The sequence below is a fragment of the Allonocardiopsis opalescens genome (assembly GCF_003002095.1).
GTDB classification, from domain to species: Bacteria; Actinomycetota; Actinomycetes; order Streptosporangiales; family Streptosporangiaceae; genus Allonocardiopsis; species Allonocardiopsis opalescens.
The window spans coordinates 680117-703389 of the sequence record NZ_PVZC01000002.1; the positions used below are offsets into that span (position 1 = coordinate 680117).

Annotated in this window: 15 protein-coding genes and 4 tRNA genes; 5 read left to right on the forward strand and 14 right to left on the reverse strand. The window is 71.2% G+C overall.

Annotation, left to right across the window (positions count from 1 at the left end):
* Window positions 1-229: 229 nt before the first annotated feature.
* Window positions 230-502 (forward strand): hypothetical protein, encoded by a 273-nt coding sequence (locus CLV72_RS09905; RefSeq protein WP_106243386.1) that lies wholly within the window; start codon window positions 230-232, stop codon window positions 500-502.
* Between the two features lie 358 nt (window positions 503-860).
* Here CLV72_RS09905 and CLV72_RS09910 read toward each other — a convergent pair whose 3' ends face one another.
* The 3 genes from CLV72_RS09910 to CLV72_RS09915 form a co-directional block, all read right to left on the reverse strand.
* A complete protein-coding gene (locus CLV72_RS09910) occupies window positions 861-1235 on the reverse strand; it encodes a hypothetical protein (protein ID WP_106243389.1) in 375 nt (124 codons plus the stop codon).
* A gap of 219 nt (window positions 1236-1454) precedes the next feature.
* Window positions 1455-1548: transfer RNA gene (locus tag CLV72_RS32120), tRNA-OTHER, on the reverse strand.
* A 167-nt stretch (window positions 1549-1715) separates the two neighbouring features.
* Entirely contained in the window at window positions 1716-3803 is a 2088-nt protein-coding gene (locus CLV72_RS09915; protein WP_106243720.1) for a tetratricopeptide repeat protein, read from the reverse strand.
* A gap of 552 nt (window positions 3804-4355) precedes the next feature.
* Here CLV72_RS09915 and CLV72_RS09920 point away from each other — a divergent pair.
* Entirely contained in the window at window positions 4356-7337 is a 2982-nt protein-coding gene (locus tag CLV72_RS09920; RefSeq protein ID WP_106243392.1) for a tetratricopeptide repeat protein, read from the forward strand.
* Window positions 7338-7521: 184 nt separating this feature from the next.
* Here CLV72_RS09920 and CLV72_RS09925 read toward each other — a convergent pair.
* Both CLV72_RS09925 and CLV72_RS09930 read right to left on the reverse strand, forming a co-directional pair.
* Window positions 7522-7595, reverse strand: a tRNA-Phe gene (locus CLV72_RS09925).
* 28 nt (window positions 7596-7623) lie between these two features.
* A tRNA-Asp gene (locus tag CLV72_RS09930) sits at window positions 7624-7698 on the reverse strand.
* A gap of 205 nt (window positions 7699-7903) precedes the next feature.
* On the opposite strand from CLV72_RS09930, the gene CLV72_RS09935 reads away from it, so the two are divergent.
* Window positions 7904-8686, forward strand: coding sequence for an SDR family NAD(P)-dependent oxidoreductase (locus tag CLV72_RS09935; RefSeq protein WP_106243394.1), 783 nt, complete (start codon window positions 7904-7906; stop codon window positions 8684-8686).
* Window positions 8687-9430: 744 nt separating this feature from the next.
* Here CLV72_RS09935 and CLV72_RS09940 read toward each other — a convergent pair.
* Window positions 9431-9503 (reverse strand) — tRNA-Glu (locus tag CLV72_RS09940).
* A 112-nt stretch (window positions 9504-9615) separates the two neighbouring features.
* Complete coding sequence (locus tag CLV72_RS09945) at window positions 9616-11238, reverse strand: metallophosphoesterase family protein (RefSeq protein WP_245930048.1); 1623 nt, start codon at window positions 11236-11238, stop codon at window positions 9616-9618.
* A 45-nt stretch (window positions 11239-11283) separates the two neighbouring features.
* Between CLV72_RS09945 and CLV72_RS09950 the strand changes: the two genes are divergently transcribed.
* Window positions 11284-11628, forward strand: coding sequence for a metallopeptidase family protein (locus tag CLV72_RS09950; protein WP_106243723.1), 345 nt, complete (start codon window positions 11284-11286; stop codon window positions 11626-11628).
* A 326-nt stretch (window positions 11629-11954) separates the two neighbouring features.
* Window positions 11955-13190: an MFS transporter gene (locus CLV72_RS09955; protein WP_170140932.1), complete on the forward strand. Its 1236-nt coding sequence runs from the start codon at window positions 11955-11957 to the stop codon at window positions 13188-13190.
* Window positions 13191-13241: 51 nt separating this feature from the next.
* On the opposite strand, the gene CLV72_RS09960 is transcribed toward CLV72_RS09955, so the two are convergent.
* The 7 genes from CLV72_RS09960 to CLV72_RS09990 form a co-directional block, all read right to left on the reverse strand.
* A complete protein-coding gene (locus CLV72_RS09960) occupies window positions 13242-13481 on the reverse strand; it encodes a PspC domain-containing protein (RefSeq protein ID WP_106243404.1) in 240 nt (79 codons plus the stop codon).
* 418 nt (window positions 13482-13899) lie between these two features.
* Window positions 13900-14676: an AfsR/SARP family transcriptional regulator gene (locus tag CLV72_RS09965; protein WP_106243407.1), complete on the reverse strand. Its 777-nt coding sequence runs from the start codon at window positions 14674-14676 to the stop codon at window positions 13900-13902.
* Window positions 14677-15497: 821 nt separating this feature from the next.
* Window positions 15498-16079 (reverse strand): acetyl-CoA carboxylase biotin carboxyl carrier protein, encoded by a 582-nt coding sequence (locus CLV72_RS09970; RefSeq protein ID WP_106243410.1) that lies wholly within the window; start codon window positions 16077-16079, stop codon window positions 15498-15500.
* Window positions 16080-16093: 14 nt separating this feature from the next.
* Entirely contained in the window at window positions 16094-17449 is a 1356-nt protein-coding gene (accC, locus tag CLV72_RS09975; RefSeq protein WP_106243414.1) for an acetyl-CoA carboxylase biotin carboxylase subunit, read from the reverse strand.
* A gap of 47 nt (window positions 17450-17496) precedes the next feature.
* On the reverse strand, window positions 17497-19221 hold the full coding sequence (locus tag CLV72_RS09980; protein ID WP_106243417.1) for an acetyl-CoA carboxylase carboxyltransferase subunit alpha: 1725 nt from the start codon (window positions 19219-19221) through the stop codon (window positions 17497-17499).
* A gap of 131 nt (window positions 19222-19352) precedes the next feature.
* Complete coding sequence (locus CLV72_RS09985) at window positions 19353-21029, reverse strand: vanadium-dependent haloperoxidase (RefSeq protein WP_211302788.1); 1677 nt, start codon at window positions 21027-21029, stop codon at window positions 19353-19355.
* A 306-nt stretch (window positions 21030-21335) separates the two neighbouring features.
* The gene (locus CLV72_RS09990; RefSeq protein ID WP_106243419.1) at window positions 21336-22901 is read right to left on the reverse strand and encodes an FAD-binding oxidoreductase; all 1566 of its coding nucleotides are present in this window, start codon (window positions 22899-22901) and stop codon (window positions 21336-21338) included.
* Window positions 22902-23273 lie beyond the last annotated feature (372 nt).

Below are 23273 nucleotides of genomic sequence, written 5' to 3' on the forward strand. Positions count from 1 at the left end.
TGAGTGTGATCGGCGCCGTCCCCGGCACAGATCGCGCGGGCGTTCAAGAGCCGTCTGAGGACGCCGGCAGAATCCGCGCGTCCACCGGCACTTCGGCGTCGACTGCCCCGGCGGCGCGGCCGTCGAGGACCTGGCGGACTCGCCGCCGACATCTGACCTCGACCAGAGCCGAGGTCCTACCGTACTGATGGACTGGCGGGACATCTTCCATGGCGCGGAGGAGAAGGCAGTGATCGTCACCATCGCGAGGGTCACCGACCCCGATCGGTTCCTGGAGGTCTTCACGACCATCGGCGCGGAGAAGCGGCGGGAGCACGGCTGCCGGAGCGCCCGGGTCTACTTCGATCCCGACGACGCGCACCGGGTGTGGTCCTTCTTCGACTGGGACGCGCAGGACTACGACGGCTTCCTCGCGGACCCCGAGGTCCCGGCCATCGCCCGAGAACTCGGGCTCCAGGCGCCGCCCGTGCACGCCGTCGCCGCGACCGAGCTCGACGCCTGACCACTAGGGCACGGCGACCGCGAGGTCTTCTGGGGCGCCACCGACACGGCCACTCGCGTCCGTCGTCCACCGATGGCTCTGGCGGGCGGCGGAGGCGCAGCGACAAGCACCTGGACCGTGAAAAGGGGCTGTCACCTGTATCCGCAGGTGACAGCCCCTTTCTTATGTCTGTTGTCTGTGGCCGGAGGCGAGGTCGATCCGCCCACCTTCCAGGCGGGCTCCCCCGCTGCGCCGACCCAGCGTCTCAGCCGCACAGACTCCCGCAGTCGCCCCGCACGTGCCTCCGCTTGGACGCGTACTGGGCGTACGGCGGTCGCACGGAGCCGCACTGTGGGGCCGTTCCCGGCTCCCAGCCCCATCAGGGCTGGTCGTCCACCTCTTCGATGAGTTCCGCCGCGGTCGCGCCCGGCCTTACTCGAATATCGAAGGTGTAGCCCTGGTCGCAGAACACCAGGTCGACTTCGTCCGGCATCCACTGGCGGAGCAAGCAGGCGAGCCGCGCAGAGTCCGCCAGGGCCGCATCCAGGTAGAGGCCCGTCGCGTCTTCCGGCATGAACACCTCACTCGGACCTTCATCCGTGCTGAAGCTCCACCTGAAGGCACATGCCTCACTACGTCGCGTCGGGTCGACTTCGACCCCTGGCCAAAGGTCGGTGACCGCGGCGGTCACGACGGCCGAACTGACCCGCCACGTGGTGGTCGAACCATCGAAGAACGCCATGAACGCGGCCATGCCGCGTGTCTACCACGTCCCAGCCGCGCCGTCCGATTGCCGTCCGACCTGCCGCAGCGGCCGACCACGGGATCGCGATCGCCGCCTCCGCAGGGGAGATGGTGGTGCAGCGCACCCGTGCGCCGGTTGGGGGTGACGTTCCCACCCACAGCCACCGAAGCCGAAAACGCCCCGAACCCTGCTGTGCAGGTCTCGGGGCGCTTATGGATGTCACTCGTGTGGCCAGAGGCGGGGTCGAACCGCCGACCTTCCGCTTTTCAGCGGATCACGCCAAGCTCGCCACCAATCCCAGTGACCTGCGCGTTCTCTGGCCAGCAGGGCATACTCTCCGTTTTCCAACGCGCATTCAACGCGAGTCCCCTCTGCGGACGCCATCCGACCCATTCTGACGAGGTGTCGTAGAGGGGGCGACATGGCCACCCGCCAGGAGGTCACAGACACGCCGACCATCACGCCCGCGGGACAGCCAGGTCACGGGGATCAGGTGTCGTTGGTGCGGCGGAGCTCATCGAGAAGGTTCTGGGCGTCGGCGCTCCTGTGGGCGTCGCCCGTCTCGGTGTACAGGGCCACCGCGTGTTCCGCTGCGGCCACAGCTTCACGCACCTGTCCACTGGCTTGTAGCGCCAGCCCCAGGTTGTTCCACGCCATCGCCTCGCCGTGTCGGTCGCCCACCTCCCGGAAGAGGTTGCGGGCGTGCTCGTGGGCGTGGATCGCTTCGTCGAACCGCCGCACCTGCCGCAGGGCGAGCCCCAGGTTGTTCCACGCCGTCGCCTCGCGGTGGCGGTCGCCCACCTCCTGGTGGAGGGTGCGGGCCTGCTCGCAGGCGTGGATGGCTTCGTCGAACCGCCGCACCTGCCGCAGGGCGAGCCCCAGGTTGTTCCACGCCGTCGCCTCGCGGTGGCGGTCGCCCACCTCCTGGTGGAGGGTGCGGGCCTGCTGGTGGGCGTGGATCGCTTCGTCGAACCGCCGCACCTGCCGCAGGGCGGTCCCCAGGTTGTTCCACGCCCTCGCCTCGCGATGGTGGTCGCCGGTGTGGTGGGCGGTGTCGCGGGCGATGGTGGACAGGGTGATCTGATCGTCGAAGTAGCGCCGCCAGTCCAGGTAGTAGGCCAGCAGCAGCGGCAGGCGGATCGCCGTTGTGGTGTGGCCGGTGGCCTGGGCGGTGATGGTGGTGGCGATGAGGTTGGGGCGTTCGGCGTCCAACCACGCCAACGCCTCCTCCCGGCCGGCGAAGACCTCAGGCACCTCATCGCCGGGCAGCGCCCGTAGGTGGTCGTCGGCGGCGTCGGCCAGGGCGATGTAGTGGGCGAACAGCCGGGTCCGCGCCTGGTCCTGGTAGTCGGCTGCGGCGGGGTCGGTTTCGGTTTGGGTGTGGAGGTGGTGGTGGGCGTAGGCGGCGACCAGGTCGTGCATCGACCACCGCCCGCTCTGGGGGTCCTCGCGCAGCAGGTGGGCGTCGGCCAACTCCAGCAGGACTTCGGCCGCGTCGTCCTCGGCCAGGTCGGCGAGGGCGGCGGCGGCCGGGGTGGAGATATCGGGGCCGGGGTTGAGGGCCAGTAGGGCGAACACCCGCGCCTGCTGGGGGGACAGTTGCTGGTGGGACAGGTCGAAGGTGGCCCGCAGCGTGCGCTCGCCGTCGTCCAGGCGGGTGAGCCGGGTGGCGGTGTCGGTGAGCCGCTCGGCCAGCCGCCCCGGGCGCAGACTCCGGGAACGTACCAGCAGCGCGGCCGTGATCTGCAACGCCAGCGGCAACCCCCCACACGCCGCCGCCAACCGGGCCAGCCCGTCGGCGTCATCGGCGCGGCCGTCGGCCGGGTTGGCGGTACGCAGCTCGACGCGAAGCACCTCCACCGCCGCCTCAGGCGCCAGTACGTCCAGGTCGATGATGGCCGCCCCCAGCGTGACCAGCCGGTAGCGGGAGGTCACCAGCAACCGATGCCCACCCACTCCAGGCAGCAGCCAATGCACCTGGGCGCGATCGCGGGCGTTGTCGGCCACCACCAGCACCGGCCCCCCACGCTCGGCGGCCACCTCCTCCAACCGCGACCGGTACAGCGCGGCCCGCTCCTCCACCGTCGGCGGGATGTGGATCGCCGCGACCCCCAGCAGCCGCAGTACCGTCTCCAGCGCCTCACCCGCCCCCATGGGCGCACCCTCAGCGCTGTGGCCACGCAGGTCCACCGGCACCGTCGCCGAGAACCACCCCCGCGCCCGCGCCTGGTGGTCAGCCGCCGCGGCCAGAGTGCTCTTACCCACCCCGCCCATCCCGGCCACCGCCGACACCACCACACCCACCCCAACCCCGGCGGAGGGATCCAGCACGGCCAGCAACCGCCCCAAAACCTCCTCCCGGCCGGCGAACCCCGCCGGGAGCACCGGCAACCCCGCCAACGCCCGGGGAGCGGCGCCGTGATCATGGTGGATCTCCTGCTTGCCCACCACCGGAGCCTGGAACTCACCGCTGATCGTGACCTGGTCACCCGGATGAGACGTCACCGTGACCGGAGCGGTGAAGTCCCGCCCCTGCACCACACTCCCGCCGACCGTGCCCGACGCTGTATTCGCCATCGCGCCAGGCGAAGCCGGCTCCCCCGCCGCCTCAGTCCCCGTTCGGTGAGAGCGGACCGCCCACACCACACACGGCACCACCAACCCCAGCGCGGCGACGATGCCCGCGACCCACCCAGCCGCCTCCCACCCCTGGCGAGACGTCGGACCGCCCCCCACCCACAACCCAGCAGCGATCACCCCCACCACCGCCAACACCGCCACGCCGACCCACACCCACCTGGCCATGCCGAAAGTCTCCCCACCCCCCACCGACCACGCCCCGAAACACCCAACCTGGCCAAGCCCGGCCACAACCCCGCCCACCAGCACCCCGGGAGGCGACGGCCCTCATCCTTATCAGGAAGGCGGCGCAACCGCCGGAGCACCGAAGATGGCCGCCCCACCAGTGCGAACGCTTCGCCGACGTCCGCCCACGTCCGCTGGGATCCGTGGGGTCTGCTGTACTTCGCTGCTGTACGGCCGCTGTTGGTGCGGGGGGGCGGGTCGGGTGGATGGTGGTGCGGGTCGGGGGTGTTGTCGGGAGAATCCTGCTTGGGAGGGTAAAGCGGGATGGTGAAGCGTGCGGATGCCGGCGGTCAGCGCAACGAGGTGACCGGTGCCGAGGTGGGCGGCTCGGTCGTGCAGGTTAGGGACGTCAGCGGTGATGTGTACGTCCACGGCGCGGAGTCCGCGAAGCCGCAGTGGCCGGTGCTGGTGGGGGTGGTGCCGAATCCGGCCGAGTGCTTCCAACACCGTCTCCAGGCGGATCAGATCGATGCGGCTGTCGCTGGTGGTAGAACCGCGGTGCTGTGTCAGGTGCTGTGGGGGATGGGCGGGGTGGGCAAGACCCAACTGGCCGCCCACTACGCCCGGGAGGCGCGGCGGTCGGGTGAGGTGGAACTGCTGGTGTGGGTGAGCGCCACCACCCGGCAGGCCATCCAGAGCGCCTACGCTGAGGCGGCCGAGCAGGTGGTGAACGCCGATCCCGGGGATCCGGAACGAGCCGCGGAGCGGTTCTTGGCCTGGTTGCAGGGCACTACCCGGCGGTGGCTGGTGGTGCTTGACGACGTGGTGGATCCGGGGGATGCGCGGGGATTGTGGCCGCCGGCCACGTCAATGGGACGGGTGGTGGTGACCACTCGGCGGCGCAGCGCCGCGCTGGCCGGCGAGGGCCGGCGGGTCATCGACGTCGGCGTGTTCACCCCTGAGCAGGCCCAGGCGTATCTCGTGGCCAAGCTGGCGGCGCACGGCCACACCGACGAGCCCGCCCAGATCCGCGGACTCGCCCAGGACCTCGGGTTCTTGCCGCTGGCGCTGGCCCAGGCCGCCGCCTACCTGATCGATGTGGGCCTGGACTGCGCGGAGTACCGTGCCCAACTGGCCGACCGTTCCCACACCCTGGAGACTCTGGTCCCCGCCGCCGGCGAGCTGCCCGATGACCACCGGGCGCCGGTGGCCGCGGTCTGGTCGTTGTCGGTCGAACACGCCAACCAGCTGCCTCCCCAGGGGCTGGCCGCCGGGATGCTGGAACTGGCCAGTGTCTTGGACCCCAACGGCTTCCCCAGCACCGTCCTGACCAGCCAACCAGCCCGGAGCTACCTGGCACTGCGCCGCACCTGCCCCGCCGAACCCTCCACCGGGGCGGAAGAGGAGGCGGAGCCGGTGAGTGAGGAGGACGCAGTCAAGGCGCTGCGCGTGCTGCACCGGATGAGCCTGCTCGACCACACCCCCACCACCCCCCACCGACAGGTCCGGGTCCACGGCCTCGTCCAACGCGCCACCCGCGAGAACACACCCGCCCCGTGGCGCGACACGGTGCACCGCTGTTGCGCTGACGTCTTAGTGGAGGTGTGGCCGGAGGTGGAGCGCGACACCGACCTGGCCCAGGTGCTGCGCGCCAACGCCGCCGCCCTCATCGCCCACGTCGATGCCAGCCTGTGGAGTCCCGACGCTCACCTGCTGCTGTTTCGGATGGGGCGGAGCCTGGGGGAGGCTGGGCTGGTGAGTGCGGCCCTCGACCACTTTCGCACCCTCCACACCACCGCACTCCACCACCTCGGCCCCGATCACCCTGACACCCTGTTCACCCGCAGCAACCTCGCTGGCTGGCGGGGAGAAGCCGGGGACGCGGCCGGTGCTGTCGCCGCCTTCGAGCGGCTCCTGGCCGACCACCTTCGAGTCTTGGGCCCTGACCACCCCGACACCCTGACCACCGGCAGCAACCTCGCCAGCTGGCGGGGAGAAGCTGGAGACGCGGCCGGCGCTGTCGCCGCCTTCGAACAACTCCTCGCCGACCACCTTCGAGTCTTGGGCCCTGACCACCCCGACACCCTGACCACCGGCAGCAACCTCGCCAGCTGGCGGGGAGAGGCCGGGGACGCGGCCGGCGCTGTCGCCGCCTTCGAACAACTCCTCGCCGACCACCTTCGAGTCTTGGGCCCCGACCACCCCCACACCTTGACCACCCGCAGCAACCTCGCCAGATGGCGGGGATGGGCCGGGGACGCAGCCGGCGCTGTCGCCGCTTACGAACATCTCCTCGCCGACCAGCTCCGGGTGCTGGGCCCTGACCACCCCGACACCCTGACCACCGGCAGCAACCTCGCCAGCTGGCGGGGAGAAGCTGGAGACGCGGCCGGCGCTGTCGCCGCCTTCGAACAACTCCTCGCCGACCACCTTCGAGTCTTGGGCCCTGACCACCCCGACACCCTGACCACCGGCAGCAACCTCGCCAGCTGGCGGGGATGGGCCGGGGACGCGGCCGGCGCTGTCGCCGCCTTCGAACAACTCCTGGCCGACCGGCTCCGGGTGCTGGGCCCTGACCATCCCCACACCCTGACCACCCGCAGCAACCTCGCCCACTGGCGCGGAGAAGCCGGGGACGCGGCCGGCGCCGCCGCAGCCCTCGAGCGGCTCCTGGCCGACCGGCTCCGGGTGCTGGGCCCTGACCATCCCCACACCCTGACCACCCGCAGCAACCTCGCCAGATGGCGGGGATGGGCCGGGGACGCAGCCGGCGCTGTCGCCGCCTTCGAACAACTCCTCGCCGACCGGCTCCGGGTGCTGGGCCCCGACCACCCCCACACCTTGACCACCCGCAGCAACCTCGCCAGATGGCGGGGATGGGCCGGGGACGCAGCCGGCGCTGTCGCCGCCTTCGAACAACTCCTCGCCGACCAGCTCCGGGTGCTGGGCCCCGACCACCCCCACACCCTCACCACCCGCAGCAACCTCGCCCACTGGCGCGGAGAAGCCGGGGACGCGGCCGGCGCCGCCGCAGCCCTCGAGCAGCTCCTAGCCGACCACCTTCGAGTCTTGGGCCCTGACCATCCCCACACCCTGACCACCCGCAGCAACCTCGCCCACTGGCGCGGAGAAGCCGGGGACGCGGCCGGCGCCGCCGCAGCCTTCGAACAACTTCTGGCCGACCAGCTCCGGGTGCTGAACTCCGACCATCCCAGCACCCTGCTCACCCGCGACAACCTCGCCCACTGGCGGGAACGTGCGGGTGAAGGGGAGCCGCCCTCCGGCGCGGCCCCGATCGCTGACTGAAGGTTGTACGGAGCTTCCCCAAGACGCACGTCACTTGGTCGTCCAGCGACGCTGCGCGGTGTTCTGTCTATGGGATTCAGCGCGGACGCCCACCGCCACCGCTCACCGACAACCACCGAGACCGCAAAAGGGCCCGTCACCTGTTCATGCAGGTGACGGGCCTTTTTCGCATGTCTACCGACTGTGGCCAGAGGCGGGGTCGAACCGCCGACCTTCCGCTTTTCAGGCGGACGCTCGTACCGACTGAGCTATCTGGCCTGGCTGCACCAGCCTAACCGGCGCTGAGCGGTCCTGACGGGATTTGAACCCGCGGCCTCCACCTTGACAGGGTGGCGAGCACTCCAAACTGCTCCACAGGACCTTGCGCTTTCGCGTCGCCCCGAGTCTATCGCGGCTTCGCAGTACTTCTGCCGCCCCTGGTTGGCGGACGCCTTCGAAGAACGAGGGGGCGTTCGCTGCTCCGTACCGGGCAACGCGTTCAGTGTAGCGTCGCCGCGTACCGGTGGCGACCTGGTTTGCGGGCGGGACCTCGCGCCCGTGCGGTGGCGCCGTGCGATGCTGCGGGCATGGCCTCAGCCTCCTCGCCCTCCCCCGTGACGCAGGCCCCAGGGGCGCGCGGCGCCGCGATCGTCACGGGCGCCTCGCGCGGGCTGGGCGCCGCCATCGCGCGGCGGCTGGGCCGGGACGGCTGGCCGGTGGCGGTGAACCACTTCGGGGAGCCCGAGGAGGCGGCTCGGGTGGCCGGGGCGATCGCGCGGGCCGGGGGCACGGCGGGGGTGTTCGACGCCGATGTCACCGACGAGGCGGCGGTCGACGGCCTGGTCGCGGCGGTCACGGACCGGCTCGGCCCGGCGGAGGTGCTGGTGGTGAACGCCACCGGTCCGCAGCCTCCGGTCGCGGTGGAGGACCTGACCTGGCAGACACACCTGGACCAGCTCGTCTACTTCGTGAAGAGCCCGACCCTGCTGCTGCGCGCCGTCCTGCCCGCCATGCGCGCCCGTGGGCGCGGCCGCGTCGTCAACATCGGCTCCGACATGTTCCACCGCGCCCTGCCCGGCTGGTCGGCCTACACCGCCGCCAAGGGCGCCCAGCTCGGCCTCACCCGCGCCTGGGCCCGCGAGCTCGGCCCGGCCGGCATCACCGTCAACCTGGTCGCCCCCGGCTGGATCCCGGTAGAGCGCCACGCCGGCACCCCCGCCGAACTCCACGCCGCCTACGTGGCCGAGAGCCCCCTCAACCGCCCCGGCCTACCAGACGACATCGCCGCCGCCGTCTCCTTCCTGACCTCCCCGGACGCCGCCCACATCACCGCCCAGGAACTCCCCGTCAACGGCGGCCACACCTTCTGAAGGCATCCCCGCCCCAGGACCGATCCCCCTCCCGCCCAGGGGGGCGACCCCACATCCATTCTCCCGCGCTCCCGTGCGCCGGAGCGAGCCCCTACCCACCGGTTGTGGACAACGCGCCCGCACCCGCCGCAGCCTGTGGAAAACCATGCCGAGCCGCACAACCGAGCCCGCACCCCCAAGGCAAGCCCACCCGACCAGGCCCGCACCGCCACGCCGCCAGCTGGGCAAGCACTCTGTCCGCCGCCCCAGCGCGAAGACGCGCCCCCAACACCACCGAAGCAACTCCCACCGAGGCCCCGCCCCCACACCCAAGAACGCCGAAGCCCCACCCAACACCGCAGAGCACCGCACCCCGAACCGCCCCCACAACGATGAAGGCCCAAGCCCCACTCAACGCCGCAGCGAACGCCCGAGCCCCACCTCAACGCCGCAAAGAGCCGAACCTCCACCCAACACCGCAAAGAACACCCAGGCAGAACCCCAACGACAAAAGGCCGAAGCCCCCACCCCAACGACAAGAAGACAAGAAGTCGAAGCCCCACCCCAGCAATCCGGGGGGAAAGGGGGCGCAGCCCCCAAAAAAGCGTCGCCCCCACAACCGCACCAAGACGCAACCGTCACAGCACGAGGGGGGCGTGGGGGGCGCAGCCCACCACATCGGGGGGCCCGGGGGGTCGTCCCCCCGGGCTAGCACCAGGAACCAGCGAAGCCGACCCAAAGGTCGGCGAGCAGGGTGCGGCCCAGTACCCCCAACGGGATTCGAACCCGTGCCGCCGCCTTGAAAGGGCGGTGTCCTAGGCCGCTAGACGATGGGGGCCGGTGTGCCCTCGCTGGTGGTGCCGCCTACCGTCGGGGACGCGGTCAAGGATAGGGGAGATCGCGGCCGACTACCAACGTGGTTTGCGCGGTGCGGTGGTGGGTGGGCGGGGTCATTCGCCGGTGGCGGCTCCGGCGGGTTCGTCGGCGGGGTCGGTGTTCTCGGTGTCGGCTTCGGCGGCGGCGCTGCCGCTGGGGCTGGGGCTGGGCTCGCTGGCGCTGGGACTCGGGCTCGGGCTGGGGGTGGGGACGGGTTCGGGGGTGATGGCGCGGTCGGGGTCGGTTTCGAGGTGGCGTTCGATCTGGGCGGAGTTGAGGCCGTAGCCGCCGAGGGTGATGTCGTCCCAGGCTTGGAGGCGGCGGGTCTCGGCGTCGAAGTAGAGGACGGACGCCTGGTAGGGGGTGGGGTCGCCGGTTTCGCTGTCGAGTCCGCGCAGGCCGGCGCCGCCGGTGGAGCCCTGGACGAAGAGGAAGGTGCCGGTGGGCAGCATCTCGGTCCAGCGGTTGTGGCCGTGTCCGGCCAGGACGAGGGGGACGTGGCCGCTGTAGCCGACGCCCTGGGCGGGGTCGTGGGCGATGGCGACGTCGACGGGCGGGTCGGCGGCGGCGATCCGGACGGCCTGCTGCCGGCCGAGGGCGAGGAGTTCGGCGTTGTCGGGGAGGCTGTTCCTGGTCTGCTGGTCGGGGGTGAAGCGGGGGTCGCCGGCGCCGTAGAAGGTGAGTCCGGCGACTTCGGCGGTGTCGTCGTCCAGGACGATGGCGTTGTCCTGCTCGGCGACGGCTTCCTGGGTGTTGGCGGAGTCGTGGTTGCCCCTGACCCAGATGTAGGGCACGGGGATGTCGGAGATGCCGTCGGCGAACTGGTCCTCGGGCTCGCTGCCGTGGTCGGTGAGGTCGCCGCTGTCGACGACGACGTCGATCTGGAACTGCTCGACCAGGGAGGCGATCACGTCCCAGGCGGCGGGGTTGAGGTGGATGTCGGAGACGTGCAGGACCCGGATGGTGTCCTCTTCGGCCTGGTAGACGGGCAGGTCGGCGGCTACCTGGTAGAGCTGGGAGACGTTGCCGACCAGCCGGGCGAGCTGCTGGGAGTAGTGGTCGAAGCGGTCGACGATGTCCTCGGCGCTGCCGATGAGGGACGGGGCGCCGGCGAGGAGCCCGCTGAACCGGGGTTCGGAGATCGAGGCGGGGTTGAAGGTGGCGGCGGCGAGGCCGCCGGTGGCGATGAGGGTGCCGAGCGCGGTTCCGGCGGCGATGCCGGCCCGCCGCCAGTCGCGGAAGACGATCAGTCCGGCGAGCCCGGCGCCGAGGGTGGCGACGGCGAAGCCGCGGGCGAGGAGCTGGACGATGCCGGCCACGGCGTCGTCGGCGATCCGGTCGGCGAGGGTGGTGAAGTAGCTGGGCTCGTTGAGCAGGCTCTGGGCCGCTTCGGGGTTGATCTCGTCGATGGTGACGTCGAGCGAGATCGGCCCGGTGTGGGTGTCGAGGCTGAGGGTGCCGAGCGGCGGCACGTGCAGGACGGTGTCGCCCTGGCCGTTGACGTTGAGGGAGAGGTTGACGTCGGCGGGCCCGATGGGGGTCGTGGTGGTGGAGCCGAGGAGGAGTCCGAGCCAGCCGCCGACCAGGCCGACCAGCACGATGGTGAGGATCTTCGCTCCGACGCGGGCCCTCACCCACCAGCGGCGCGGCACCCTGTCCCTGGCGCCGCGAATGATCTCGATCACTCGCTTGACCACCCCTCCATCATGCTCGCTCCCGGGAGCTTGAAGCAGAATGTGCTTGTGTTCGAGGTCTCACGCACTGAATTCGAGGAACTCGTGGCCGACGCGCTGGACGAGATTCCGGTCGAACTCATGCGCTTTCTGGACAATGTCGTCGTCCTGGTCTCGGACGATCCCCCTGAGCCGGGGCTGCTCGGGCTGTACACGGGGGTGCCGCTGACCGAGCGGGGGGAGCACTACTCGGGCATGCTGCCCGATCAGATCGAGATCTACTGGCGCGAGATCCTGGCGATCTGCGAGACGCGGGACGATGTGGTCGAAGAGGTCATGGTCACGGTCGTGCACGAAATCGCTCACCATTTCGGCATCGCCGACGAACGTCTGCACGAACTGGGCTGGGCCTAGCGGCGAACATCACGCGCCGTGCCCGTAGCGGTGCGCGGCGGGCCCGTCACAGCGGGCTAACCAGGGGGTCAGAGCTTGCGGCAAGGGGTTGCGATCGCCCGCCATCTCAGGCACGTTAGGTTACAGGTTCACCACTCAGTGTGAATATGCTGCGAGGCATCACTCCGCGCGCCCTGGAAGTCCGGCCGCGGAGCGTACCGCTGCGGGTACCGGCAGCGCTCACCGTCGTGGGAGGCAGGGAGATGACCATGGCCGCCGAACCGGAGGTCCCGGGGACGGCGGACGGAGATCCGGCGGCGGAGAGCGCTCCCAGATCAGCGAGATCAGTGCCGGAGCGGCAGGCCACCTTCCGCGACGCGATCGCCGTCCGCGAGTTCCGCGGCCTCTGGGCCGCCCAGGCTTTCGCGCTGGTCGGCGACCAGTTGGCCGGGCTGGCCATCGCCGCGCTCGTCTACCAGCGCACCGAGTCCGCGCTGCTGACGGCGTTCACCTACGCGCTCACCCTGCTGCCGCCGCTGATCGGCGGGCCGCTGCTGTCGGTGCTGAGCGACCTGTTCCCGCGCCGCCGGGTGATGATCTGCTGCGACCTCGCCCGCGCCTGCCTGGTCGCGCTGATGGCGGTGCCGCACATGCCGCTGCCGGTGCTGTGCGCGCTGCTGTTCGCCAACATGCTGCTCGGCATCCCCTACGCCTCCTCGCGCGCGGCGACCCTCTCCATCGTGCTGCGCGGCGACACCTACGTGGCGGGCAACGCGCTGATCGGCATCACCAACCAGGCGGGCTCGGTGGCGGGGCTGGTGGTCGGCGGCACGGTGCTGGGGCTGATCGGCACCCAGGTGGCGCTCGCGGTGAACAGCGTCACCTTCCTGGGCTCCGCGCTGGTGATCCTGACGCTGCTGCGGCCGCGTCCGGCCGCCCGCACCGGGGGCGGGCGCGGCCCGGCCTTCTGGCTGGTGCTGCGCGACGGCGCCCGGCTGGTCTTCGGCGACCGCAGGCTGCGGCTGCTGATGCTCTACGGCTGGCTGTGCGGCTTCTACGTGATCCCGGAGGGCATCGCGCTGCCGTACGCGGCCGCGCTGGGCGGCGGCGCGGCGACGGCCGGGCTGCTGATGGCGTCGATGCCGCTGGGCGCGGTGGTGGGAGCGGTGCTCATCACCCGGCTGGTCCGCCCGGCCGACCGGCTGCGGCTGATGCCGGCGATGGCGGTGCTGGCCTGCCTGCCGCTGGTGCTGTCGTACTTCCACCCGCCGCTGTGGCTGACCTTCACCCTGTGGGCGGTCTCGGGCCTGGGCAGCTCCTACCAGATCGCGGCCAATGCCGCCTTCGTGATGAGCGTGCCCGACGCCGGCCGCGGGCTGGCCTTCGGGCTGGCCGTGTCGGGCCTGCACGTGGTGCAGGGGGTGGGCATCATCGGCGCCGGGGCGCTCGCCCAGGTGCTCGGGGCCGAGCCGGTGGTGGCGCTCGGCGGGCTGGGCGGCCTGATCGCCGCGGGGTTGCTGGCGTCCGGCTGGCGCCGGGTGCGCGAGCGCCCGGACCTGGAGTCCGGAACGCTGCCGCCCTAGCGGCCCGGCCGGTACGCGGTACGGGCCGGCGCGGGTGCGCCGGCCGGTGCGTCACTTGTTCTGGACGTTGCTGATCAGCGACTGCAGCACGGAGACGTCGGTGCGCTCGGACGGGATGACCAGCCAGGCGACGGCGTAGATCAGTACGCCGGAGAAGCCGACGACGGTCAGGACGGCCAGGATGACGCGGATCAGGTTGGCGTCGACGCCGGTGTACTCGCCCAGGCCGCCGCACACGCCCGCGATGACCCGCTGGCGTTCGCTCCGGCGCAGACTCCGATTGCCGTTCATGGTCCTGTGCTCCCCTCAGGATCGGTTCTGATCCCATGCTGCCCGTTCAGCGGCCGGAAACCCATTGGGGATGGCCCTGGTCGGCCCCTGATCCCGACCCTGACCGGTGCGGCGGCGCCGGGCGCGGACGCGAACCGGCCCCGTGCGTCCCCCTCCGGGGCGCACGGGGCCGGTTGTCCGGGACCGCGTGCCGGGTCAGTGGGCGGCGGTCCCGAGGGGATGCGGTCTGCGCCCCCGTGGCCAGGCCGCGCGAACCATGCTCGCGCGGGAAGCTTTCACCGTACTTGCGGACCGGCTGCGGTCCTAGACCGCCGGGCGGCCGGAAACGGACGCGCGCCGCACGCCGGTGCCGCGTGGCGAGCCACGGCGCCGGCGGGGGCGCGGCCGGGCGGGGATCAGGCGAGCCGGGCGCGGGCGCTCACCTGGACAGGCTTCGGGCGTCGTGGCCCTCGCGCAGCTCGTGGTAGAGCCGCTGGATCTCCGGAGTGGGGGTCACCCCCAACTCCCTGGCCAGCACCGACCGCAGGTGCTGGTACGCCTGGAGCGCTTCGGCCCGGCGGCCGGAGCGGTGCAGGGCGTCGATCAGCTGGGCGTGGAAGGACTCGTTCAGCGGGTGGGCGAGCACCAGCGAACGCAGTTCCGGGATCAGCTCCCTGGAGCGGCCCAGCGAGCGCTCGGCCTCCAGGCGGAGGTGGATCGCCCTGATCCGCAGCTCCTCCAGGTGGGTGGCGTGCGCGTGCAGCAGGCTGCCGACCTCGATGTGGGCGAACGCGGGTCCGCGCCACAGCGACAGCGCCTCGCGCAGCCGCGCGGCCGCCAGTTCGGGCCGGCCCTGGTCCAGCCGGGTGCGGCCCTCGTTGATGAGGTTCTCGAAGACGGTGGCGTCGACCTGCTCGTCGGTGGTCTGGATCAGGTAGCCCGGCGGCTGGGTGAGCAGCAGTTCGCGGGCGCTGGACGCCACGGACGCCCGGATGAAGATGCGGCGGGCGTGGTAGATGTACGTGCGCAGGGTGGTGAGTGCACTTCGCGGCGGACGCTGCCCCCACAGCTCCTCGATGAGCATGTCGACGCTGACGACCTCATTGCGCCGCATGAGCAGCAGTGCCAGGACCTGACCGGTCTTGGAGGCGTTCACCAGTACGGATCTGTTGTCGTCGGTGATGATTTCCAGTGATCCAAGGACATTGAATCTCATGGCGGGTTTCCTAACCTGCGCTTCTTCGCCGTCCTCCCCCATCAGCGAACCTGGTCCACCGGTCGGCCGATAACGGATTCCCCTGTCTCCGAAGACGACCGCCGACCTCACGTTCTTTTCCGATCCACTTTTGCGATTCCCCCGTGCTTTTCCGATATCGGACAGTGTTCCACCAGCGGCATTCCCGATTGGCCGTCGGGCGGACACTTCCCCACCTCCTACCTGTCACCGGCGTCGAACAACGGGCTGCACGCCCGCTCAGGGGAACGATAGTTCGCACTTGCTAACTAATTGCGACTATACGTGCCCCGCCCGTCCAGCACAACATGGGCCAGTGCGGCACAAGATGAGTCCTGAATTGTTCATGGCTACTCGAACGACTTTGGCAATCAACTGGACGGACATTTGTTTAATTTACGACTTTTGAAATTAACGCGACCGTAACGCCAGGTCGACCGCCCCGTACCGACGAACGCGAGAATTTCCGAGCTTATCCTATACGTGTATACCCTGAACGCAATCCTGAGCGGAGGACCCGGCAAAGCTTTGCACTTGTTTAACGTTGATAACGATCATCGGCATACAAAGCGATTACGTAGGCCGTATCACGCGTCACCCTCTGTATTCTTGAAATCGATTCATGTAGCTGCATTCATTCCAGAATGTAACCTGCCGATTACAAGGACGTTCCGCCGGGTCGGGTGCAGCGGCGGCGGCAGGTTCCGGACATGCCGAAACGGCCCCTTCCGTAGGGAAGGGGCCTTGATTCGGCCCGGATCCGCCCGCACCGGCCGCGAGCTGCGCGCCGGCGGCCGGCCCGGCTACAGGGTGTTCAGCGCGAACAGCGGCTCGTCGTACTCCACCGGGTCGCCGTTCTCCTTGAGCACCTCGGCGATCGTGCCGTCGGCATCCGCCGTCACCGGGATCATCAGCTTCATGACTTCGATGATGGCGACCTGCTGACCGGCGACGACGCTGTCGCCGACCTCCACGAAGGGCTTGGCGCCGGGCTCGGGCGCCCGGAAGAAGACCCCTACGGCCGGGGCCCGCAGCCGCCTGCGGCCGTCTTCGGCCGGCGCGGGCGCGGCCGCGGCCGGCGCGGGGGCCGCCGCCGCGACCGGCGCCGCCGCGAGGGCGGACACGGCGGCGGGTGCGGCGGCCGCCACCGGAGGCGCCGCGGGGGCCTGCGGCGCCGCGGTCTGCCAGTCGACCTCGACCGTCACCCCGCCCGCGCTGATCCGCAGCGCGGTCGGCGGCTGCGGGAATCCGGCGAGCAGCCGCAGCGCGCTCTCCCGGACCGCGTCGAGCGCCGAGTTCACGTCGTCCCGTGGAGCCTCGGCCCGGTCCGCGGCGGCCGCGCCGTCGGAGTCTCCGGAGCGGGAGGCGCTTGTTTCACCGTTCATCAGCAGAAATTCCCTTAACCGGTCCTGGACTGGAGGATCTCGTCGATCAGCGAGGTGGTGTGGTGGGCGGTCTGGAAGGCGGAATGGGACAGCACTCCGTCGAGGAATCGCGCGGTGGTGTGGATGCCGCGCCCTTCGACGCGCAGTTCGCCCAGCGCCCGCCGCATCCGCGCGATCGCCTGGTCGCGGTCGGGCGCCCACACGATGAGCTTGGCCAGCAGCGAGTCGTAGTTGGGCGGCACCGTGTACCCGGCGTAGACGTGGGTGTCGATGCGGGTGAAGGGGCCGCCGGGCGCCTCGAAGGTGCTGATGGTGCCGGGTGCGGGTGCGAAGGCCCGGTCGGGGTCCTCGGCGTTGATGCGGCACTCGATCGCGGCGCCGCGCAGCCGCACGTCGGCCTGGCCGATCCGCAGCGGCTGCCCGGCGGCGATGCGGATCTGCTCCTGGACCAGGTCGATGCCGGTGACCATCTCGGTGACGGGGTGCTCGACCTGGATCCGGCAGTTGACCTCCATGAAGTAGTAGCCGCCGGCCGGGTCGACCAGGAACTCGAAGGTGCCCGCGCCGGTGTAGCCGGCGGCGAGCGCGCCGGCCACCGCCGTGCGGCCCATCTCCTCGGCCATCCCGTCGGGGAGTTTCGGCGCGGGGCTCTCCTCGATGAGCTTCTGGTGCCGGCGCTGCACGGTGCAGTCGCGCTCGCCCAGGTGCACCGCGTTGCCGTGCCCGTCGCACAGCACCTGGATCTCCACGTGGCGGGCCTTGTCCAGGTACTTCTCCACGTAGACGCGGCCGTCGCCGAAGAGCATCTGGGCGGTCGCCTGGGTGCGCCGGAACTCGTCGGTGAAGCGGTCGGGATCGTGCACGACCGTCATACCGCGGCCGCCGCCGCCGGCGACCGCCTTCACGATCACCGGGAAGCCGATCTCCTCGGCCAGCCGCCTGGCCTGCTCGGTGTCGAGCGGGTCGAGGCTGCCGGGCAGCAGCGGCAGGCCGGCTCCGGCCATCAGCGAGCGCGCGGCCGCCTTGTCGCCGAGGGTGGCCATCACCTCGGGCCGGGGCCCGATCAGGGTGATGCCCGCCTCGCGGCAGGCGTCGGCGAAGTCGGGGTCCTCGGACAGGAAGCCGTAGCCGGGGTGGACGGCGTCCGCGCCGGTCTGGTCGGCGGCCTGGAGCACCGCCGAGGCGTCCAGGTAGCTGCGCGAGGGCTGGGCCGGACCGATCTGGACGGATTCGTCGGCGAAGCGGACCACCGCGGAGTCGCGGTCGGCCACCGAGTGCACCGCCACGGACGGGATGCCCAGTTCGCGGCAGGCGCGGGCGACCCGGAGCGCGATCTCGCCCCGGTTGGCGATCAACACTTTGCGGAACAACGGGGTGTCCGCCCTTCCTGGTGGTAACGGCGCGGGCGCGGCGGTGCTCACGCGTGCCGGCTGATGGTGCGGAGTTCGGCTTCGACGGTGACCGAGGAGCCGAACTGGCGGAAGCGGGCGCGTCGGTCGGCCGCCAGCTGGGGACCGGACAGCCGGCCGAGTTCGGCCAGTGACGAGTTCAGGGCGGCGCGCAGCCGGTCGGCGGCGGCCAGCGGGTCGGCGCCGGTGCCGCCGTCGGGTTCGGGGATGACGCCGTCGACCACGCCGAGGCGCAGCAGGCTCTGGGAGTCCAGGCCAAGGGCGCGGGCGGCGGTGGGCGCGGCGGCGGGGTCCTTCCAGATGATCGCGGCGCAGCCCTCGGGGCTGATGACGGAGTACACGGCGTGGGAGAACATCAGCACCCGGTTGGCCACCGCGATCCCCAGCGCACCGCCGCTGCCGCCCTCGCCGATGACGACGGAGACGACGGGCACGCGCAGCCCGGCCATCAGCCGCAGGTTCTCGGCGATCGCCACCGCCTGCCCCTGCTCCTCGGCGTCCGCGCCCGGGTAGGCGCCCGGGGTGTCCACCAGCGTGATGACCGGCAGGCCCAGCTTGTCGGCCAGCCGCATCAGGCGCGCCGCCTTGCGGTACCCGGCCGGGGTCGCCATCCCGTAGTTGCGGCCCATCAGCTCGCCGGGGCTGTGGCCCTTCTGCTGGCCGATCACCACGACGGGGCGGTCCGCCAGCATCGCGGTGCCGCCCACGATCGCCGCGCAGTCGGCCCCCATCCGGTCGCCGTGCAGCTCCTGGAAGTCGGTGAAGGCCATGCTCAGGTAGTCCAGCACCGTCGGACGGGAGATGTCGCGTGCGGTGCGCACCTGCTCCCAGGGGTCGGCCTCGCCCAGCGCCGCGGCGTCGCGCACCAGGGAGGCGGTGTCGGCCGCGGCCGGCTCGGCGCCGCCCGCCGTCCCGGAGCGCCGCCCGCCGTGGCCCACGCGCAGCAGCCTGCCGAGTTCGGCGCGCAGCCGGGCGCGGGGCACGATCATGTCCACGATCCCGCGCTCCAGCAGGAACTCCGCGGTCTGGAACTCGTCGGGCAGCACCTGGCGGATCGTCTGCTCGATCACCCGCCGCCCGGCGAAGCCGAGGCGGGCGCCGGGCTCGGCGACGATCACGTCGCCGAGGGTGGCGAAGGAGGCGGCCACACCGCCGAAGGTGGGGTCGGTGATCAGCGAGATGGTCATGATCCCGGCCTCGTCCAGCTGGCCCAGGGCGGCGCTGGTCTTGGCCATCTGCATCAGCGAGAGCGCGCCCTCCTGCATCCGGGCGCCGCCCGAGGCGGTCACCATCAGCAGCGGCGTGCTCTCCTCAAGGGCGGTCTCCATGGCGAGGGTCAGCAGTTCGCCGACCGCGCTGCCGAGGCTGCCGCCCAGGAAGCGGAAGTCCATCACCGCCGCGATCACCGGGGCCCCGTCGACGGTTATCCGCGCGCAGACGACCGCCTCGTCCAGCTCCGTGCTCCGCCGTGCCTTGGCCAGGCGGGCCGGATAGGGCACCGAATCCACGAAGCCCAGCGGATCGGGGCTGTTCACCGCCAGCTGCAGCGGCTCGTACCGCCCGCCGTCGGCCAGCAGCTCCAGCCGCTGCTCGGCGGTCAGGCGCTGGTGCCAGCCGCACTCGGCGCACACCCGCAGGTCCCGGGCGAAGCGTTTCCCGTAGACGACCCGGCCGCAGCCCTCACAGCGCACCCATCCCTGGACGGTGCGCCTCTCTTCGACGGTCTGCGTCATGTGCACTCTCCTTAACGAAGATCCGGGGAACCGGGGGCCCAGGGCGGGGGACGGCGGCCCGCCGTGCGGCGCCCGCTGGGACGGGCGCCGCACGGCCTGGGTGGGCCGCCTGCTCTGGAGGACGGGAGGCGTCAGATCTCGATCGTCGTCCCGTCGAACCTGGTGAGGTGGAAGGTGTTCTGCTCGTTGGTGGTCGCCTTCTGGTCGCGCAGCAGGCCGATGGCGGCCTCCTCGCCGAGGGTGAAGGCGTCCAGGAAGGAGCTGCGCCAGTGGACGCCGCCCATGTTGCGGCCGTTGCCGATGTTGGCGGCCAGCTTGTTCAGCTCGCCGCCGATGGTCAGCTGGCCGGCGTCGGAGCCGGTGTAGGGCACCAGCGCGGTGCCGTCGGCGTTGGGGACCAGCGGGTCCGGCAGCGGGCAGTCCTCGTTGAACCAGGCCTTGAGCACGGTGGCGCAGGCGCCGGCGACGGTGGCGTGGCCGCTGGGGTAGTCCGGACTCATCGGCGACGCCTCGGGGAAGGCCTGCGGCAGCAGGTAGGAGCCGTACTGGCTGCGGATCCGGTCGAGCACGTCCGCATTGAGCAGCTCGTCGTTGAGCAGCCCGTCGTAGCGGCCCGGGGCGCGGTTGAGCTGCACCTCGATCCGGCAGGAGACGACCTCGGGCCGGAGGCGGCGCTGGATGCCCCACTGCTGGAGGAGGTTGGGCTTGCGGGCGACCTTGTCGGCCTCGGCGATCAGGGTGAGCAGGTGCGGCATGCCGAAGGTGGCGAAGCCCATCTGCCGCGGCCGGCCGAGGTAGGGGTTGCCCTGGTCCAGCAGCTCGTTCTGCGGGATGCCGCTGGCCAGCAGGATCAGCGCGGCGTTGATGTAGGGCTGGTAGCCCTGGTCGAAGTGGGTGTAGTGGGCGAGGTCGCGGGCGTTGCGGATGTAGCGGGTGTCGGAGAAGTTCCGCTCGGTGGCGCGCGGGTCGCCGCGCTGGATGAGCAGGTAGTCGCCGAACTCGGTGGCGAAGTCCAGGTTGGGCCGCACGGTATCCAGGCGCTGGGCGGTGCGGTGCGGGCCGAACTGCACGTCGCGGAGCAGGAACTGCGAGACGTACGGGCCGACCAGGTCACCCGGGGTGTTGCCGCGGAACAGCGTGCGTGCGGTGACCCGGCCGCCCTGCTTGGGGCCGGCGAACCCGGACAGGCCCGACAGGCTGGTCGCGGCCGCGTCCACCAGCGCGGGGTTGGACTCGTACTCGATGAACGGCACGTCGCGCAGCAGCGCCATCCAGTAGTCCTCGACCATCTCGCCGGCGAACTCCGCCGAGCCCATGGAGGGCGCGGGCGGGCAGAGCAGGCGGTAGGAGTCGGGGCCCTGGAGGTCGTAGGCGTAGATGATCTGCGGGTTCAGCTGCGGCCGCGCGTTGGGCACGCCGGGCGGGACGGCGTCGAAGTCGGCGGGGTCGCCGGTCTCGAAGGCGTGCAGGTACGCCTCGTAGGCGGCCGTGTCGACCTCGCCGTACTCGTTGTGGGGCATGCCCTTGTGGTAGGCGCCCAGGTAGCCCGGCATCGCCTCCTCGCCGTTGGTCTCCTGGCGCGGGTACGGGTCGCGGTAGGAGCGGTTCGAGGCGGCCTTGCGGATCTCGGCGCCGCGGCGGCGGCGGGCGAGGCCGCGTCCGGGCCGGACGTCGAAGGACGACGAGACCTGCTGCGCGTCGGCGCTGCCCGCGCCGGCCACGGTGAGCATTCCGGCGCCGGCTCCGGCGCCGGCGAGCCCTAGGAAGCGGCGCCGGTTGACGTTGTCAGGTACGGATTCCTCAGCCATGAAGGGAGACCTTCCATCGGTCGGTACTTCGGGGGGTGGCGGCCGGCGACCGCTCCATGGGCACCGTTCCGGCACCCGTGCACCGCGCCCCCACAGGCCGGTGCGGATCGGTCTGAGCCATGGACATTTCGGACATCGGCCGGACGCGAGCGCCCGGCTGTCGGAGTGGACCGGTGATGAGTCGGGATGAATCTGGTCGAACCGGGAGAAATTAACGCCGACCAGAACGGAAAGTTACGGGCACGGCGGGCGGTGCGGGGTGGATCTTCGGAGCGGCCACGCGTCCGGCTCCGGCCACCGCCGCGATCAGAGGCCCTTGCCGCGCAGCGACTTCGGCCAGATGCCCTGCTTGCCGGGGGCGAGGATGCCCTTGGGGTCGAGCGCGTCCTTGACGCGCTCGCTCAGCCGCATCAGCGCGCCGTCGTTGAAGCTGAAGGTGGCGGCGACCTCGTCCATGATCGCCGGGTGCGCCCGGTAGGCGCCGTAGCCGCGCTCGGCGGCCTGGCGGATCAGCTGCTTGGTGAAGGCCAGCGTGCGGGTCCGGTCGTCGGGGTCCTTGGTGTCGAACATGGTCATCTGGATGTGGTGCATCTCGCGGCGGCCGACGATCCAGTTGCCCATGTAGTCCTTGCCGAACTCCAGGCAGGCGTCCCGCACCATCGCGTACTGGCTGAGGGCGTCCTCGCTGGTGGCCGGCGACAGCGGCGCGAAGTCCACATGCCCGCCGTTGTCGAACCACTGGAAGATGTCGGCGGTCTCCAGGTTGGGCTGGCAGGCCATCACCTTCGCGCGGGTGGCGAGCACCGGGCTGTCGTGCTCGCCGGCCAGGTAGAAGGAGGCGCCGGGGATGGTCGAGAAGGCGTCCCTGACGGTCTGCCACTGCAGGTCGATGGAGGCCTGCGGGCCGTACATCGCGCCGTAGAAGTTCCACCAGCCGATGTTCAGGTCCGCCATGATCTTGCGCGAGACGCTGTCGGGGACCGGACCGGTGCCGGAGTAGAAGTGCGACCGCGGCGCGACGGCGGCGGCGTCCAGCAGCACGCTGCGCAGGCTCGGCACATTGGTGATGGTGCCGTTCATCTTCAGCGTCCGCAGGATCTCCACGAAGGGGCCGAGGTCCTCCTCGTGCGCCAGCGTGATCATGTACGCCTGGTAGCCGGGCGGCTTGGGCAGCAGCCACAGGCCCATCTTGGTGACGATGCCGAAGTTGGACTGGGTGAAGATGCCGTCGTAGACGGGCCCGAAGCCGTACTTGAACAGCTGCGCGGTGGAGCTGCCCGGCACGCCGCCCATACCGGTGCGCACCACGTCGCCGTCGGCCAGCACGACCTCCATGCCGCACTGGATCGCGAAGTGGTCGCCGTAGGCGGTGTAGCCGACGCCGCGCTCCAGGGTGTTGCCGAGCACGCTGCCCCAGCCGAGGTCGGGCACGTCGACCCAGAAGTCGATGCCGCGCTCGCGCAGGTAGTTGTCCAGCTCCATGAAGCTGACGCCCGGCTCGACCAGGGCGTAGCCGAACTTCTCGTTCACCTCGAGGATGCGGTTCATCCGCTTGAGGTCGACCACGACGGCGCCGGGCAGCCGCGGCGCCGGGCCGCCGTAGCCGAGGTTCTTGCCGATGGACACCGGCGACAGCGGCACGCCGGTGTCGTTGGCGACGGCGAGGACCGCCTGGACCTCCTCCACCGAAGCGGGCATCACCACGGCCGAGGCGGTCAGGTGCTCGGGGTCCAGGACGGCGAAGGGGTCGCGGTAGTTGGCCAGCTGGGCGTCGTCGTCGATCACCCACTTGTCGCCCACGGCGCGCCGGAACGACGCCACCGCGTCGGCGAAGGACTGCTCGTTGAGGCCGGGCGGAAGCTTGCGCACCATGTCTGTGGAATCCTCTCTGCACGCGGCCGGCGGTGTCGGTGGCGCATCGGCGCGGTCGGCCGTGAGTCGGCCGGACTCCGCGCGGCGGCGTCCGCGGCCGGACCGGGACCCGCCGGGTCCGCCGGCCGGCGGACCCGCTGCCGGCCGCCCCGGGAGGCGCGGCCCGCCATCCGCATGTCAGCGTGCCGGAACGGGGGCCGCCCCAACATGACCAACCGGGGTATCCGTTCGGGACATGGCCAAGAGGGGTAACCGTTCGGCGCCGCCCCTGTGCTCCACCGGGGGCACCGGCGGAGCAATTGATCGGCCCGGGCCGGGTGTCTAGGTTCGTAGGGTGGCGCCGCCGCGTCGTGGCGGCGGCCTGGTGGGAGG

Bases quoted from the DNA above. Each gene is read 5' to 3' on its own strand.
- CLV72_RS09910 (WP_106243389.1), bottom strand. From the start codon at position 1,235: ATGGCCGCGTTCATGGCGTTCTTCGATGGTTCGACCACCACGTGGCGG.
- CLV72_RS09915 (WP_106243720.1), bottom strand. From the start codon at position 3,803: ATGGCGAATACAGCGTCGGGCACGGTCGGCGGGAGTGTGGTGCAGGGG.
- CLV72_RS09920 (WP_106243392.1), top strand. From the start codon at position 4,356: ATGGTGAAGCGTGCGGATGCCGGCGGTCAGCGCAACGAGGTGACCGGT.
- CLV72_RS09935 (WP_106243394.1), top strand. From the start codon at position 7,904: ATGGCCTCAGCCTCCTCGCCCTCCCCCGTGACGCAGGCCCCAGGGGCG.
- CLV72_RS09960 (WP_106243404.1), bottom strand. From the start codon at position 13,481: ATGAACGGCAATCGGAGTCTGCGCCGGAGCGAACGCCAGCGGGTCATC.
- CLV72_RS09965 (WP_106243407.1), bottom strand. From the start codon at position 14,676: ATGAGATTCAATGTCCTTGGATCACTGGAAATCATCACCGACGACAAC.
- CLV72_RS09970 (WP_106243410.1), bottom strand. From the start codon at position 16,079: ATGAACGGTGAAACAAGCGCCTCCCGCTCCGGAGACTCCGACGGCGCG.
- CLV72_RS09980 (WP_106243417.1), bottom strand. From the start codon at position 19,221: ATGACGCAGACCGTCGAAGAGAGGCGCACCGTCCAGGGATGGGTGCGC.
- CLV72_RS09985 (WP_211302788.1), bottom strand. From the start codon at position 21,029: ATGGCTGAGGAATCCGTACCTGACAACGTCAACCGGCGCCGCTTCCTA.
- CLV72_RS09990 (WP_106243419.1), bottom strand. From the start codon at position 22,901: ATGGTGCGCAAGCTTCCGCCCGGCCTCAACGAGCAGTCCTTCGCCGAC.